General features: G+C 62.7%; 16 protein-coding genes. 7 read left to right on the forward strand and 9 right to left on the reverse strand.

Going from position 1 to position 14199, the window contains the following annotated elements; genetic code table 11:
* The first annotated feature begins 5 nt into the window (after positions 1 to 5).
* Together LOY45_RS19695 and LOY45_RS19700 are read left to right on the forward strand one after the other, a co-directional pair.
* The gene (locus LOY45_RS19695; protein WP_115085806.1) at positions 6 to 1190 is read left to right on the forward strand and encodes an osmoprotectant NAGGN system M42 family peptidase; all 1185 of its coding nucleotides are present in this window, start codon (positions 6 to 8) and stop codon (positions 1188 to 1190) included.
* Positions 1191 to 1256: 66 nt separating this feature from the next.
* Entirely contained in the window at positions 1257 to 1484 is a 228-nt protein-coding gene (locus LOY45_RS19700) for a YheU family protein (RefSeq protein ID WP_010224164.1), read from the forward strand.
* Position 1485: 1 nt separating this feature from the next.
* Here the strand turns inward: LOY45_RS19700 and csrA are convergent, their stop codons facing one another.
* The 3 genes from csrA to LOY45_RS19715 form a co-directional block, all read right to left on the reverse strand.
* On the reverse strand, positions 1486 to 1668 hold the full coding sequence (gene csrA, locus LOY45_RS19705) for a carbon storage regulator CsrA (protein ID WP_115085804.1): 183 nt from the start codon (positions 1666 to 1668) through the stop codon (positions 1486 to 1488).
* A gap of 135 nt (positions 1669 to 1803) precedes the next feature.
* Positions 1804 to 2136, reverse strand: a complete 333-nt coding sequence (locus tag LOY45_RS19710; RefSeq protein ID WP_115085803.1) for a YnfA family protein — start codon at positions 2134 to 2136, stop codon at positions 1804 to 1806.
* A 53-nt stretch (positions 2137 to 2189) separates the two neighbouring features.
* Positions 2190 to 3005, reverse strand: a complete 816-nt coding sequence (locus tag LOY45_RS19715; RefSeq protein WP_134061658.1) for an SDR family oxidoreductase — start codon at positions 3003 to 3005, stop codon at positions 2190 to 2192.
* A 242-nt stretch (positions 3006 to 3247) separates the two neighbouring features.
* Here LOY45_RS19715 and LOY45_RS19720 point away from each other — a divergent pair, with 242 nt between their 5' ends.
* Complete coding sequence (locus LOY45_RS19720; RefSeq protein ID WP_010224169.1) at positions 3248 to 3400, forward strand: DUF3309 family protein; 153 nt, start codon at positions 3248 to 3250, stop codon at positions 3398 to 3400.
* Between the two features lie 121 nt (positions 3401 to 3521).
* Here the strand turns inward: LOY45_RS19720 and LOY45_RS19725 are convergent, their stop codons facing one another.
* The 3 genes from LOY45_RS19725 to LOY45_RS19735 all read right to left on the reverse strand — a co-directional run bounded on the left by LOY45_RS19725 (position 3522) and on the right by LOY45_RS19735 (position 6528).
* Positions 3522 to 5180 carry a cation acetate symporter gene (locus LOY45_RS19725; protein ID WP_115085801.1) on the reverse strand — a complete coding sequence of 553 codons (1659 nt, stop codon included), beginning with the start codon at positions 5178 to 5180 and terminating at the stop codon, positions 3522 to 3524.
* Positions 5177 to 5488: a DUF485 domain-containing protein gene (locus LOY45_RS19730; protein WP_010224173.1), complete on the reverse strand. Its 312-nt coding sequence runs from the start codon at positions 5486 to 5488 to the stop codon at positions 5177 to 5179. The genes LOY45_RS19725 and LOY45_RS19730 overlap by 4 nt, the downstream gene beginning before the upstream one ends.
* Before the next feature lie 191 nt (positions 5489 to 5679).
* A complete protein-coding gene (locus LOY45_RS19735; protein WP_115085800.1) occupies positions 5680 to 6528 on the reverse strand; it encodes a glycine betaine ABC transporter substrate-binding protein in 849 nt (282 codons plus the stop codon).
* A 224-nt stretch (positions 6529 to 6752) separates the two neighbouring features.
* Between LOY45_RS19735 and LOY45_RS19740 the strand changes: the two genes are divergently transcribed.
* Positions 6753 to 8309, forward strand: coding sequence for a glycoside hydrolase family 17 protein (locus LOY45_RS19740; protein WP_258578229.1), 1557 nt, complete (start codon positions 6753 to 6755; stop codon positions 8307 to 8309).
* Positions 8310 to 8399: 90 nt separating this feature from the next.
* On the opposite strand, the gene LOY45_RS19745 is transcribed toward LOY45_RS19740, so the two are convergent.
* Positions 8400 to 8762, reverse strand: a complete 363-nt coding sequence (locus tag LOY45_RS19745) for a hypothetical protein (protein ID WP_115085970.1) — start codon at positions 8760 to 8762, stop codon at positions 8400 to 8402.
* A gap of 241 nt (positions 8763 to 9003) precedes the next feature.
* On the opposite strand from LOY45_RS19745, the gene LOY45_RS19750 reads away from it, so the two are divergent.
* Complete coding sequence (locus LOY45_RS19750; RefSeq protein ID WP_115085798.1) at positions 9004 to 10302, forward strand: serine/threonine protein kinase; 1299 nt, start codon at positions 9004 to 9006, stop codon at positions 10300 to 10302.
* Positions 10295 to 11098, forward strand: coding sequence for an MlaA family lipoprotein (locus tag LOY45_RS19755; RefSeq protein WP_134061652.1), 804 nt, complete (start codon positions 10295 to 10297; stop codon positions 11096 to 11098). The genes LOY45_RS19750 and LOY45_RS19755 overlap by 8 nt, the downstream gene beginning before the upstream one ends.
* Before the next feature lie 6 nt (positions 11099 to 11104).
* Here the strand turns inward: LOY45_RS19755 and LOY45_RS19760 are convergent, their stop codons facing one another.
* Positions 11105 to 12265, reverse strand: coding sequence for a patatin-like phospholipase family protein (locus LOY45_RS19760; protein ID WP_115085796.1), 1161 nt, complete (start codon positions 12263 to 12265; stop codon positions 11105 to 11107).
* Between the two features lie 103 nt (positions 12266 to 12368).
* Complete coding sequence (locus tag LOY45_RS19765) at positions 12369 to 13301, reverse strand: lipid A biosynthesis lauroyl acyltransferase (protein ID WP_115085795.1); 933 nt, start codon at positions 13299 to 13301, stop codon at positions 12369 to 12371.
* A gap of 121 nt (positions 13302 to 13422) precedes the next feature.
* Here LOY45_RS19765 and minC point away from each other — a divergent pair, with 121 nt between their 5' ends.
* On the forward strand, positions 13423 to 14172 hold the full coding sequence (gene minC, locus LOY45_RS19770) for a septum site-determining protein MinC (RefSeq protein ID WP_415842499.1): 750 nt from the start codon (positions 13423 to 13425) through the stop codon (positions 14170 to 14172).
* Positions 14173 to 14199: the final 27 nt, after the last annotated feature.

Consider the following 14199-nt stretch of genomic DNA (forward strand, 5'->3'; position numbering starts at 1 on the left):
TTCGCATGCCAGAACAGATCCCCGAACCGGACCTCAACTACCTGCAGAAAGTCCTGCTGGAAATGCTCGCCATCCCCAGCCCCACCGGCTTCACCGACACCATCGTGCGCTACGTCGCCGAACGTCTGGAAGAGCTCGGCATCCCCTTCGAGCTGACCCGCCGCGGCACCATCCGCGCCACCCTCAAGGGCCGCAAGAGCTCACCGGACCGTGCGGTGTCCGCGCACCTGGACACCATTGGCGCCAGCGTGCGGGCGATCCAGGACAACGGCCGGCTGTCGCTGGCAGCGGTGGGTTGCTGGTCCAGCCGCTTTGCCGAAGGCAGCCGCGTCAGTGTCTTCACCGACACTGGCGTGCTGCGCGGCAGCGTGTTGCCGCTGATGGCCAGCGGGCATGCGTTCAACACCGCCATCGACCAGATGCCGGTCAGTTGGGAGCACATCGAACTGCGCCTGGATGCCTACTGCACCACCCGCGCCGATTGCGAGTCGCTGGGCATTGGCATCGGTGACTTCGTCGCCTTCGACCCGTTGCCGGAATTTACCGAGAGCGGCCATATCAGCGCCCGCCACCTGGATGACAAGGCCGGTGTCGCAGCGCTGCTGGCATCACTCAAGGCCGTGGTTGAAAGCGGCGCGCAGCCGTTGATCGACTGCCACCCGCTGTTCACCATCACCGAAGAGACCGGCTCGGGCGCCGCCGCAGCCCTGCCTTGGGACGTCAGTGAATTCGTCGGCATCGACATTGCCCCGGTGGCGCCCGGGCAACATTCCAGCGAGCATGCAGTCAGTGTGGCCATGCAGGACTCCGCCGGCCCCTACGACTACCACCTGTCCCGCCACCTGCTCAAGCTTGCCCGCGAGTACGAGCTGCCGGCGCGACGCGACCTGTTTCGCTACTACTTCAGCGACGCGCACTCGGCGATCACCGCCGGCCACGACATCCGCACCGCCCTGCTGGCCTTTGGTTGCGACGCCACCCACGGCTACGAGCGCACCCATATCGACAGCCTGGCGGCGCTGAGCCGCCTGCTGACCGCCTACCTGCTCAGCCCGCCGGTGTTCGCCAGCGACTCGCAAGCCACCGGCAGTTCGCTGGAAAGCTTCAGCCATCAGCTTGAGCACGATACGCAAATGGAAAGCGATACCCGCGTGCCGGCAGTCGATAGCCTGGTCGGCAACAAGCACTAGCGCCTACACAGCCAGGACAGGTTTCGCGTAGCATGGCGGTACCTTTTCGCCAGACCTGTCCTGTTCATGCTGATTCCCTACGACCAACTGGAAGCCGAAACCCTCACCCGCCTGATCGAGGATTTCGTCACCCGCGACGGCACCGACAACGGTGACGACACCCCGCTGGAAACCCGCGTGCTGCGAGTGCGCCAGGCGCTGGCAAAAAAACAGGCGTTCATCCTCTTCGATCTCGACAGCCAGCAATGCCAGCTGCTGGCCAAGCACGACGTTCCCAGGGAACTGCTCGACTGATTCAGCCCGCTTGCTTGGCCAGATGTTCGACGATGCGTTTGTAGATCTCCGCCCGGTGCACTTCGATGTGCCGTGGCGCGCTGATGCCGAAGCGCACCGTGTTGCCTTCCACCGACAACACCTTGATCTTGATGTGATCGTCGATGGCGATGATTTCACCTATTTCCCGGCCTATTACCAACATGCTCCGCTCCTCCACAAATCAGGGAATCCGGAGACTGCACGGGGTGCCGGACGCCTTCAATGCTCCGGCGGTTAATTAGACAAATCCCACTTTCCCAAGCGACTTTGCCTACAGATTTCCTTGGTTTTCGCTCCTTCAAGCACTCTGCAGGCGTGGCCCCAGGACGATGATGCTCGCGCCCAATACACACAGCAGCGCGCCAATCCAGTCACTGCCCAGCGGCCGGGCACGCTCGACCAGCGCCAGCCACAACAGCGACGTGACGATGTAGATACCGCCATAGGCGGCATAGGCGCGACCGGCATAAGCGGCCTCGACACGGGTGAGAATCAGGGCGAACAGGGTAAGGCTGAGCAAGGCCGGGGCAATCCACCACGCGCTCTTGCCCAGGCGCAGCCACATGTAGAAGGCATAGCAACCGGCGATCTCGAAGACCGCCGCGAGGAAAAACCACAGGTAATTGATCACACCAGGTACTCAAGGCTGTTTCAGGGATGGCCAAGAATACCTGACACCGGCGCTCACGCCTGGGAAGGCCGGGCCTTGGCGCGCATTTTCTCGGCCATGCTGGCCATTTCGTCGTAGAGCATCTGCGGGTTGCGCTGCTTGAGCTTCCAGGCTTCGCGGCCCTGCTCATGGGGCAGGATCAGGAACTCGCCGGCGGCCACTTGCTGGTGGATGTAGTCGGCAATATCGGCGGCGCTGATCGGCGAGCTTTCCAGCAGCTTGCCGACCTGGGCTTTCATCGCCGGGGTCGGGCCGCGGAACGAGTCGAGCAGGTTGGTCTGGAAGAACGACGGGCATACCACGTGCACCGCCACTTCCTGCTGGCGCAACTCGATCAGCAGGCTTTCCGACAGGGCCAGCACCCCGGCCTTGGCGACGTTGTAGTTGCTCATCGCCGGGCCCTGCATCAAGGCTGCCATCGAAGCGATGTTGATGATCTTGCCCTTGCTGCGCTCCAGCAACGGCAGGAAGGCCTTGCAGCCCTTGACCACGCCCATCAGATTGATTGCGATCTGCCAGTCCCAGTCTTCCAGCGACAGCTCGGCGAAAAAGCCGCCAGAGGCCACCCCTGCGTTGTTGACGATGACATCGATACCGCCGAGTTTTTCTTCACAAGCCTGGGCCAGGGCGGTGAGCTGGCTGTAATCGCGCACATCGCAGCGCTGCACGAAGCCGTCGGCACCAGCCTCACGCACCAGCGCCAGGGTTTCCTTGAGGCCGGCCTCGTTGACATCGGCCAGGGCCAATTGCCAACCCTCGCGCGCCCAGCGCAAGGCTATTTCGCGCCCAAGCCCCGAGCCGGCACCGGTGATCATCATGCGCTTTTGCATAGCAGGCTGCCTTGTACTGTTCTGGAAAGTTCAGGCCAGTGTAGCGAAGGCGACGCCGCGACCCACGCAGTATCAGGATGCTGAATGGCCAGGGCAAACAAGGGTGAAAGTGCCGAGTAAAGATGCAATAAAACTTTTAGCCACTGGCAGGAGTCGGAATTAACAGGCGGGCATGAAACACATGACCGAAGAGATGGATTGCACCGTAACGCCTACTTCTCAAGTCAAACAAGGATACTGCCATGGGCACCATACTTATCATCATCCTGATTCTGCTGTTGATCGGTGGCTTACCCGTCTTTCCGCACTCCAGAAGTTGGGGCTATGGGCCGTCCGGCATCATCGGTACCGTGCTGATCATCCTGTTGATCCTGTTGTTGCTCGGCAAAATATAGAAAAGCTGCAAGCCATAAGCAGCAAGCCGCCAGTCAAAGCAGTACGCGTACGGCTTCAACTGGCGGCTTGTAGCTTGGAGCGTGCAGCTGGAAAGGCAGCCAAAGGCTGCCTTTTACTTACTTAGTGAGACACCGCACCGCTGGCACCCAGGCCAGTCTGCGAGCGCACGAACTGCGGGAAGAACAGCGCACGTTCATCGTCGGCTGCCTTGGACTTGTCGGTGATCGAGAAGAACCAGATACCGGCAAAGGCAATGATCATCGAGAACAGCGCCGGGTACTCGTACGGGTAGATCGCCTTCTCGTGACCGAGGATCTGCACCCAGATGGTCGGGCCGAGGATCATCAGCGCCACGGCACTGATCAGGCCCATCCAGCCGCCGATCATGGCGCCACGGGTGGTCAGTTTCTTCCAGTACATCGACAGCAGCAGAACCGGGAAGTTACAGCTGGCGGCGATGGAGAATGCCAGGCCGACCATGAAGGCAATGTTCTGGCTTTCGAACAGGATGCCCAGGCCGATCGCCAGCACCGCGAGGGCGATGGTGGTGATCTTCGAGACGCGGATTTCATCCTTCTCGTTGGCCTTGCCCTTCTTGATCACGCTGGCATACAGGTCGTGGGACACCGCCGAGGCACCGGCCAGGGTCAGGCCGGCAACCACTGCCAGGATGGTGGCGAAGGCTACCGCCGAGATGAAGCCGAGGAATACGCTGCCACCCACGGCATCGGCCAGGTGCACCGCCGCCATGTTGTTGCCGCCGATCAGGGCGCCGGCGGCGTCCTTGAACTCAGGGTTGGTGCTGACCAGCAGGATCGCGCCGAAGCCGATGATGAAAGTCAGGATGTAGAAGTAGCCGATGAAGCCAGTAGCGTACAGCACGCTCTTGCGCGCTTCCTTGGCGTCGCTGACAGTAAAGAAGCGCATCAGGATGTGCGGCAGGCCAGCGGTACCGAACATCAGCGCCAAGCCGAGCGAAAACGCCGAGATCGGATCCTTGACCAGGCCGCCCGGGCTCATGATCGCTTCACCTTTGGGGTGAACCTTGATCGCCTCGGAGAACAGCGCATTGAAGTCGAAGTTGACGTGCTTCATTACCATCAGCGCCATGAAGCTGGCACCGGAAAGCAGCAGCACCGCCTTGATGATCTGTACCCAGGTGGTCGCGAGCATGCCGCCAAACAGCACGTACATGCACATCAGGATGCCGACCAGAATCACCGCGACGTGGTAGTCGAGGCCGAACAACAGCTGGATCAGCTTGCCGGCACCGACCATCTGCGCGATCAGGTAGAAGGCCACCACCACCAGCGAACCCGAGGCCGACAGGGTGCGGATTTCCTTCTGCCCGAGGCGGTATGAGGCCACATCGGCAAACGTGTATTTACCCAGGTTGCGCAGGCGTTCGGCGATCAGGAAGAGGATGATCGGCCAGCCGACCAGGAAGCCGATCGAGTAGATCAGGCCGTCGTAGCCAGAGGTGAACACCAGGGCGGAAATACCCAGGAAAGAGGCTGCCGACATGTAGTCGCCGGCAATCGCCAGGCCGTTCTGGAAACCGGTGATACGCCCGCCGGCGGCATAGTAGTCGGAGGCGGACTTGTTACGTTTGGAAGCCCAATAGGTGATGCACAGGGTGGCACCGACGAAGGCGACGAACATGACGATCGCCGACACGTTCAACGGTTGTTTCTGCACCGCGCCGGTGAGGGCGTCAGCGGCCCAGACGGCGGGTGCAAAAACGCCGAAGGCCAGGGTTGCCAGTAGACGCCGGATCATTGCTGAGCCTCCTTGAGGATCGCCTTGTTCATCTCGTCAAACTCGCCGTTGGCGCGACGCACGTAGATGGCCGTGAGGATGAAGGCCGAGACGATCAGACCAACACCGAGGGGAATACCCCAGGTGATCGACGAGTCAGGGCTGAGCTTGGCACCCAATACATGCGGGCCATAGGCAATCAACAGGATGAAGGCGGAATAGAGACCGAGCATGATCGCCGAGAGAATCCAGGCGAAGCGTTCGCGTTTTGATACCAGCTCCTTGAACCGCGGGCTGTTTTGTATCGAGAGGTAAATGCTGTCGTTCATTGTTTTTGTCCTCGCAGCACAGATTAGGTAGAACCCACTCCACTTTATGCTGCCTTCGAACGCACTCCAGACGACCTTAGTCTTAGATGCAAAACTCTTTTACCGATTCGGTAACAGCCTGAAACGACAAGGCCGCGACAGCGTTTTCGCTGCCGCGGCCCTGGAAGGTGCCAGACAGAGGCTTTAAGCCATTACTTGCCGGTCCATTCCGCTACGCGTTCCGGGTGTTTGGCCACCCAGTCCTTGGCCGCGGCTTCGGGTTTTGCGCCCTCTTGAATGGCCAACATGACCTCACCGATTTCATCCTTGGACTGCCACTGGAACTTCTTCAGGAACGCCGCCACTTCCGGCGCCTTCTTGTCCAGGTCCTTGCTACCGATACTGTTGACGGTTTCCGCGGCGCCATACACGCCTTTGGGATCCTCGAGGAACTTGAGCTTCCACTTGGCGAACATCCAGTGCGGCACCCAGCCGGTCACCGCGATCGATTGCTGCTTGGCATAGGCGCGGCCCAGTTCTGCGGTCATCGCTGCGCCGGAGCTGGCCTGTAGCTTGTAACCGGCCAGGTCGTAGTCCTTGATTGCCTGGTCGGTCTTGAGCATGACGCCGGAGCCGGCGTCGATGCCGACGATTTTTTTCTTGAAGCTGTCATCGGTCTTGAGGTCGGCCAGGGAACTGGCCTTGACGTACTCGGGGACGATCAGGCCGATCTTGGCATCCTTGAAGTTGGGGCCGTAGTCGACCACGTTGTCCTTGTTCTTGGTCCAGTATTCGCCATGGGTTACCGGCAGCCAGGCCGAAAGCATGGCGTCGAGCTTGCCGGTGGCAACCCCCTGCCACATGATGCCGGTGGCCACGGCCTGCAGTTTGACGTCATAGCCGAGTTTCTGCCTGATGACTTCGGCGGCGACGTTGGTGGTCGCCACACTGTCGGACCAGCCATCGACATAGCCGATGCTCACTTCCTTGGCCAGCGCGTGCCCCGCGCCAATGGCCATTACCAGGGCGGTGCCCACCCCCAGGAGTCGTCGCATTTTCATCCAAGCATCCCCTCGTCACGTCACGGAAGCTGCATCATCAACCGCGCATGGTCGCTGACCTGCTCTGGTAACGACCTCAAGGCAACGAGAAACGACATCACATCGCCAGCAAGGCAGATCGTTACATCAAGCAACACCCACCCTGGCTAAGTTTGTAGCCCAAGGCTTTGGCCGGCGCCATTTGCGGGTACTATTGGCGGCTTTGTTCCCAGACGGTCCGATCCATGCCCTCGACTGCGCGCTTCCCGCTCCTACCCTACCTGTTCGCCTGCCTGCTGGGCCTGTTTGCCCTGGGAGGGCTGTGGTACGGCCTGGGCAAGCCGGTGGTGCTGCCGGATGCGGCCAGCGCTTCGCACAAGCTGCAATGCGCCTCCTACACCCCGTTCGACAAGGACCAATCGCCGTTCGACCAACCGTTCCAGCTGCGCCCGGCGCGCATGGACGCCGACCTGGCCCTGCTGGCCCGGCGTTTCGAGTGCATTCGCACCTACTCGATGACCGGCCTTGAGGCCATCCCGGACCTGGCCCGCAAGCATGGCCTGAAGGTGATGCTCGGCGCCTGGATCAACGCCAACCCGGTGGACTCGCAAAAAGAGGTCAAGGCCCTGATCGCCTCGGCCAACGCCAACCCGGATGTGGTCAAGGCGGTGATCGTCGGCAACGAAACCCTGCTGCGCAAGGAAGTCACCGGCCCGCAACTGGCGGCGCTGATCAACCAGGTGAAAAGCCAGGTCAGCGTGCCGGTGACCTACGCCGATGTCTGGGAATTCTGGCTGCAGCACCCGGAGATCGCCCCGACGGTGGACTTCTTGACCATCCACCTGCTGCCCTACTGGGAAGACGATCCGAAGAGCATCGACGATGCCCTGGTGCACGTCGGCGAGATTCGCCAGGTGTTCGGCAACCGCTTCGCGCCCAAGGATATCGTCATTGGCGAAACCGGCTGGCCGAGCGAAGGCCGCCAGCGCGAGACCGCCCTGCCCAGCCGGGTCAACGAGGCGCGGTTTATCCGTGGCTTCGTCGCCATGGCCGAACAACAGGGCTGGAAGTACAACCTGATCGAAGCCTTCGACCAGCCGTGGAAACGTGCCAGCGAAGGCGCCGTGGGTGGCTACTGGGGCCTGTATGACGCCGACCGTCAGGACAAGGGCATTCTTGAAGGGCCGGTGAGCAACCTGACGTTCTGGCCGCAATGGCTGGGTGCCGGTGTCGTGCTGTTCGGCATCACCCTGCTGCTGGCCGGGCGTGTGCGCGGTACCCGCGCTGCGTTGCTGCTGCCGCTGTTGGCAGCGCTGGGCGCAGCCAGCCTGGGCTTGTGGGGTGAAATGGTGCGAATCAACAGCCGTTTTGCCGGAGAGTGGCTCTGGGCGATCCTGCTGGTGGGGCTGAACCTGCTGGTGCTGGCCCATGCCGCGCTGGCATTGGCGCAGCGCCAGGGCTGGCGCGAACGGGCGTTTGCCTGGCTTGAAGCGCGTGCGGGCTGGTGGTTGCTGGCGGCAGGTTTTGCTGCGTCGGTAAGCATGCTGGCGCTGGTGTTCGACCCGCGGTACCGCAGTTTCCCGAGCCCGGCCTTGCTGTTGCCGGCGGTGGTGTACCTGCTGCGGCCGGTAGCGGCACGACGGGCTGAAGCGGCCTTGCTGGCGTTGATCATTGGTGGCGGCATTGCCCCGCAGTTATTCCTTGAGGGGCTGAGCAACCAGCAGGCGCTGGTCTGGACCGGGGTCAGTGTACTGATGGTGGCGGCGTTGTGGCGCAGCCTGAGGGTTCGGGCTCAGCAGTGAGCCATCGCGGGGCAAGTCGAGGCGTCGCACCGCCGCTCCCACAACAGATCCTGTGGGAGCTGGCTTGCCAGCGATGGCAGCGCCGCAATGTCAGCTGGAGCGCCGCACCAAGCGCAACCCCGCCAGCACCACGGCAAACACGGCAATGCTCGCAGTGTACAGCACCAACGCCGGAATGCCGCACACCAGTGCCGCAACCGCCAGGCGCCAGCCTGCGCGTCCGGACACCAGCATGGCCAGCAACGCCAGGCCCAAAGCCGACCACGCCAGCACCCTGAAGTGAATCATCAAGCCCATCACCGAACGCGCCTGGCAGCCCCAGAGTTGCGCCTGGTCGGCGCAGGTAGCGACCCAGTGGGCATCTTCCATCAGCACATAACGCAGCCCATAGCTCGCCGCCAGCCACAAGGGCAGAAAAACCAGCAAAGCGATCAGCGGTAAACGGCGGGACATGCGACACTCCAGAAACTTGAAATCGGCGCCCAGCATAATCGTCCGGGGCGTCTATGCAAGGCAAAAGCGCCAGCCTCAGCTACTTTGTCCTATAGAGAAATGGAACCAATTGTTGCGAGCCCTCATGGGACAGCGGCAACATCTGGGACGATAAATGCCGGAGCGCCAGGCAACTTTGCCAGGGCCACCATGGTCCTAGCCTGCGTAACGCACTTTGCTGCTGCTTTTTTGGGGATCCGTCATGCTTCGTTCTCTGCGCCTCGCTGCCCTGTTGGGTGGCTTTATCTCGAGTGCGTGCGCTTGGGCACAAACCATCGACGCCGCCACTTATGGCTATCCGTTGACCAACCCGTTCGAGGCGACCATCGCCACGACGCCGCCGGAGCTACGCCCGGAACTGCCCAGCGACGACGACATCACCCAGTCCGACTACAGCCTGAACATGCGTCCGGAGCGGGCCTTCACCCTGCCGGACAACTTCTGGGCGGTGAAACAACTCAAGTACCGCCTGGCCCGCCAGGACCACGAAGCGCCGCTGATCTTCCTGATCGCCGGTACCGGCGCGCCCTACTCCAGCAGCATCAACGAATACCTGAAGAAGCTCTACTACAAGGCCGGCTACCACGTAGTGCAGTTGTCGTCGCCGACCAGCTTCGACTTCATCACCGCCGCCTCGCGCCACGCCACCCCAGGCGTAACCAAGGAAGACGCCGAAGACCTCTACCGGGTGATGCAGGGTGTGCGTGCCCAGCACCCGCGCCTGCCGGTCAGCGAGTACTACCTCAGCGGTTACAGCCTCGGCGCCCTGGACGCAGCCTTCGTAAGCCACCTGGACGAAACCCGGCGCAGCTTCAACTTCAAGCGCGTGCTGCTGCTCAACCCGCCGGTCAACCTCTACACCTCGATCAGCAACCTCGACAAGCTGGTGCAGACCGAGGTCAAGGGCGTCAACAACAGCACGACTTTTTATGAGCTGGTACTCAACAAACTGACCCGTTACTTCCAGCAGAAAGGCTACATCGACCTCAACGATGCGCTGCTCTACGACTTCCAGCAGTCGCGCCAGCACCTGTCCAATGAACAGATGGCGATGGTCATCGGCACCTCGTTCCGCTTCTCGGCGGCCGATATCGCCTTTACCTCCGACCTGATCAACCGCCGTGGCCTGATCATTCCGCCCAAGTACCCGATCACCGAAGGCAGCAGCCTCACGCCGTTCTTCAAGCGTGCCCTGCAATGCGACTTCGACTGCTACCTGACGGAGCAGGTGATCCCCATGTGGCGTGCCCGCACTGACGGCGGCAGCCTGCTGCAACTGGTCGATCAGGTCAGCCTCTATGCGCTCAAGGACTACCTGCAGAAGAGCCCGAAAATCGCCGTGATGCACAACGCCGACGACGTCATCCTCGGCCCTGGCGACCTGGGCTTCCTGCGTAGCGCCTTTGGCGACCGCCTGACCCTGTACCCTCACGGCGGCCATTGCGGCAACCTCAATTACCGCGTCAACAGCGACGACATGCTGGAGTTCTTCCGTGGTTAAACGCCTACTGATTATTAGCGCGCTGCTGGCCAGCGGCCTGGCCCAGGCAGCCGAAGAAACCGCGCCGCGCGCCAGCGTCATCGAGGCCGACAAGGTCGATACCGATGGCTTCACCGAACCGCTCAAGGAACTGAAATTCAACCCGGGCCTGGACCAGCGCGAATTCGAACGCTCGACCCTGGCGGCGCTAAACGTCTATGACCCGCTCGAGTCGATGAACCGCAGGATTTATCACTTCAACTACCGCTTTGACCAATGGGTATTCCTGCCGGTAGTCAACGGCTACCGCTACATCACCCCGCACTTCGTGCGTTCCGGCGTGAGCAATTTCTTCAGCAACGTTGGCGATGTGCCCAACCTGCTCAACAGCCTGTTGCAGTTCAAGGGCAAACGCTCGATGGAAATCACCGCGCGGCTGCTGCTCAACACCACCATCGGCGTTGCCGGCCTGTGGGACCCGGCGAGCAAGATGGGCCTGCCGCACCAGAGCGAAGACTTCGGTCAGACCCTGGGTTTCTATGGCGTGCCGGATGGCCCGTACCTGATGCTGCCGATCCTCGGTCCGTCGAACCTGCGCGATACCGGGGGCCTGGCGGTGGACTACAGCGCCGAGAACTGGATCAACTTCCTCAACGTTGCCGAAGTCAGCAGCAATCATCCGGAAGTCTGGATATTGCGGGGTGTCGACAAGCGCTACACCACCAGCTTCCGTTATGGCCAGCTGAACTCGCCGTTCGAGTACGAGAAGGTGCGCTACGTCTACACCGAGGCACGCAAGCTGCAGATCGCCGAGTAAGCTGTTCTAGGCAAGCGGCGGCAGGCCGAGAAAGCTACACAGTTCGCGGCGCTTGGCCAGCGCGTCGCGGCGCCCCAGCTCGATCAGCTCGCAGCAGTAACCGGCTTCGAACAGCAGGTAGCTGAGCACCCCGGCGCCACTGGTTTTGGTCGCTCCCGGGCCGCGCAGGAACAGGCGCAGGGCGGCCGGCAATTCACGCCGGTGGCGGGCGGCGATCTCGTCCAATGGCTGGCTGGGCGCGACGACCAGCACCTCGACCGGCGCCAGGCCCAGGCGCCGGCGTTCCAGGTGCTCGGGCATCAGGTGGCTGAGATGATTGAGCCGCTGCAGCAGTTCGATATCGTCTTCCAGGCTGTCAATGAAGGTGCTGTTGAGCATGTGCCCGCCGATCTGCGCCAGGCTCGGTTGCTGACCGCTGAAGATGCGCTGACGCATCTCGCCTTCATTGGGCCGCTGCGGGTTGCCGCTGACCCCGACCACCAGCACCCGGCTGGCCCCCAGATGCAGCGCCGGGCTGATCGGCGCCGACTGGCGCACCGCACCGTCACCGAAGAACTCCTCACCGAGCTTGACCGGCGCGAACAGCAACGGGATCGCCGAACTTGCCAGCAGGTGCTCGACGCTCAGGCGGGTCGGCAGGCCGATACGCCGGTGGCGCAGCCAGGGGTCGATGGCGCCTCTGCCCTGGTAGAAGGTCACCGCCTGGCCAGATTCGTAACCGAAGGCCGTCACCGCCACGGCACGCAAGTGCTGTTGCTCGATGGCGTGGCCGATGCCGTTCATGTCCAGGTGTTCGCTGAGCAGCTTGCGCAAGGGTGAGCTGTCGAGCAGCGCCACCGGCACCGGTGCGCCGAGGCCGAGCAGGCTATGGCCGACGAAGCGGCTGGCCTGGCGGATTACCCCAGGCCAGTCGCTGCGCAGCACCTGATGGCTGCGAAAGCCCTGCCAGAAGCTGGTCAGGCGGCGGATTGCGTCGGCAAAGTGCAAGGCGCCGCTGGCCAGGGTCACGGCATTGATGGCGCCCGCCGAGGTGCCGACGATCACCGGGAAGGGATTGGCCGCGCCCGGCGGCAGCAGGTCGGCGATGCCGGCCAGCACACCGACCTGGTAGGCAGCGCGGGCGCCACCGCCGGAGAGGATCAAGCCGGTGATCGGTTTTGCTGCCATGGGTTCCTCCCGCCAATTGTGTCGCCCCTATCGCCGGCAAGGCCGGCTCCCACAGGTTCAGGGCTGGCTCGACCCTGTGGGAGCTGGCTTGCCAGCGATAGCCTCAACGCCGTTTTTCGTAGAGCTTGGGCGCCCCCGGGGGCCGCGACTTGAAGCGCCGGTGCGCCCACAAGTACTGCTCCGGACACTCGCGCAGCGCAGCTTCAATCCACTGATTGATGCGCAGGCAATCGGCCTCTTCGGTCTCGCCGGGGAAGTCCGCAAGCGGCGGATGAATCACCAGCCGGTAACCGCTGCCGTCGGCCAGGCGCTGCTGGGTGAAGGGAATCACCCGCGCCCTGCCCAGCCGGGCAAACTTGGTGGTGGCGGTAACGGTCGCCGCCTCGATACCGAACAGCGGCACGAACAGGCTCTGCTTGGCGCCGTAGTCCTGGTCGGGTGCGTACCAGATGGCGCGTCCGGCGCGCAGCAGCTTGAGCATGCCGCGCACGTCCTCACGCTCCACCGCCAGCGAATCGAGGTTGTGCCGCTCGCGGCCCCGACGCTGGATGAAATCGAACACCGGGTTGCCGTGTTCGCGGTACATGCCGTCGATGGTATGTTCCTGGCCCAGCAGTGCGGCGCCGATCTCCAGGGTGGTGAAGTGCAGGGCCATGAGAATGGCACCCTGGCCATCACGCTGGGCAGCCTGCAGGTGTTCCAGCCCTTCGATGTGCGCCAGGCGCGCCAAGCGGGCCTTTGGCCACCACCAGCTCATGGCCATTTCGAAGAAGGCGATGCCGGTGGAAGCGAAATTTTCCTTGAGCAGACGCTGCCGTTCGACGGACGGTAGTTCGGGGAAACACAGTTCCAGGTTGCGCGCCGCAATGTAGCGGCGCTCGCCGGCCACCCGGTACATCAGCGCCCCCAGGGCACGGCCGATCACCAGCAATGCCCGGTACGGCAGCTGCACGATCAGCCACAGCAGGCCCAGTCCCAGCCACAGCAGCCAGAAGCGCGGGTGCAGAAAGTAACGACGAAAACGCGGGCGATCCATTAAAGATTCCGGAAAGACAAGGGCCGGGCATTCTACAACGGTTCGGCACGGGTTGCGGCCAACCGGTGTTCTCGTTATAAGTCTGGGCACTTTTTCGTAACAAGCCGCCCTAATGCAGACCATGAGCCAATCCCAAACGCCAGACCAAGACCCCGTGTTCCAGCTCAAGGGCAGCATGCTCGCCATTACCGTGCTCGAGCTTGCCCGGAACAACCTCGAAGGCCTCGACCGGCAGTTGGCGGCCAAGGTGGCCCAGGCACCGAATTTCTTCAGTAACACCCCGCTGGTGCTGGCCCTGGACAAGCTCCCGGCCGGCGAAGGCGCGGTCGACCTGCCCGGGCTGATGCGCGTCTGCCGCCATCACGGCCTGCGCACCCTGGCCATCCGCGCCAGCCGTATCGAAGACATCGCCGCAGCGATCGCCATCGACCTGCCGGTGCTGCCACCGTCCGGCGCCCGTGAGCGGCCGCTGGAGCCAGAGCCGGAAGTGAAGAAGCCCGAGCCTGCGCCAGCACCGCCGCCCCCGCCGGAACCGTCCATCCGCCCGACCAAGATCATCACCACGCCAGTACGTGGTGGCCAGCAGATCTACGCCCAGGGCGGCGACCTGGTCGTGGTGTCGTCGGTCAGCCCGGGGGCGGAACTTCTCGCCGATGGCAACATCCATGTGTACGGTGCAATGCGAGGACGGGCACTGGCCGGGATCAAGGGCAACACCCGCGCGCGGATCTTCTGCCAGCAGTTGACCGCCGAGATGGTCTCGATCGCCGGGCAATACAAGGTCTCCGAGGACTTGCGCCGCGATCCGCTGTGGGGGGCCGGGGTGCAGGTCAGCCTGTCCGGTGACGTGTTGAACATCACCCGTCTTTAACGGATACTTGCCGCCATTTTCTGCGCA

Source organism: Pseudomonas wadenswilerensis (assembly GCF_024749185.1).
Classification (GTDB): domain Bacteria; phylum Pseudomonadota; class Gammaproteobacteria; order Pseudomonadales; family Pseudomonadaceae; genus Aquipseudomonas; species Aquipseudomonas wadenswilerensis.

Coding starts and splice junctions, on each gene's coding strand:
- LOY45_RS19695 (WP_115085806.1), top strand. CDS start 6: ATGCCAGAACAGATCCCCGAACCGGACCTCAACTACCTGCAGAAAGTC.
- LOY45_RS19700 (WP_010224164.1), top strand. CDS start 1,257: ATGCTGATTCCCTACGACCAACTGGAAGCCGAAACCCTCACCCGCCTG.
- csrA (WP_115085804.1), bottom strand. CDS start 1,668: ATGTTGGTAATAGGCCGGGAAATAGGTGAAATCATCGCCATCGACGAT.
- LOY45_RS19715 (WP_134061658.1), bottom strand. CDS start 3,005: ATGCAAAAGCGCATGATGATCACCGGTGCCGGCTCGGGGCTTGGGCGC.
- LOY45_RS19720 (WP_010224169.1), top strand. CDS start 3,248: ATGGGCACCATACTTATCATCATCCTGATTCTGCTGTTGATCGGTGGC.
- LOY45_RS19725 (WP_115085801.1), bottom strand. CDS start 5,180: ATGATCCGGCGTCTACTGGCAACCCTGGCCTTCGGCGTTTTTGCACCC.
- LOY45_RS19730 (WP_010224173.1), bottom strand. CDS start 5,488: ATGAACGACAGCATTTACCTCTCGATACAAAACAGCCCGCGGTTCAAG.
- LOY45_RS19735 (WP_115085800.1), bottom strand. CDS start 6,528: ATGAAAATGCGACGACTCCTGGGGGTGGGCACCGCCCTGGTAATGGCC.
- LOY45_RS19740 (WP_258578229.1), top strand. CDS start 6,753: ATGCCCTCGACTGCGCGCTTCCCGCTCCTACCCTACCTGTTCGCCTGC.
- LOY45_RS19745 (WP_115085970.1), bottom strand. CDS start 8,762: ATGTCCCGCCGTTTACCGCTGATCGCTTTGCTGGTTTTTCTGCCCTTG.
- LOY45_RS19750 (WP_115085798.1), top strand. CDS start 9,004: ATGCTTCGTTCTCTGCGCCTCGCTGCCCTGTTGGGTGGCTTTATCTCG.
- LOY45_RS19760 (WP_115085796.1), bottom strand. CDS start 12,265: ATGGCAGCAAAACCGATCACCGGCTTGATCCTCTCCGGCGGTGGCGCC.
- LOY45_RS19765 (WP_115085795.1), bottom strand. CDS start 13,301: ATGGATCGCCCGCGTTTTCGTCGTTACTTTCTGCACCCGCGCTTCTGG.
- minC (WP_415842499.1), top strand. CDS start 13,423: ATGAGCCAATCCCAAACGCCAGACCAAGACCCCGTGTTCCAGCTCAAG.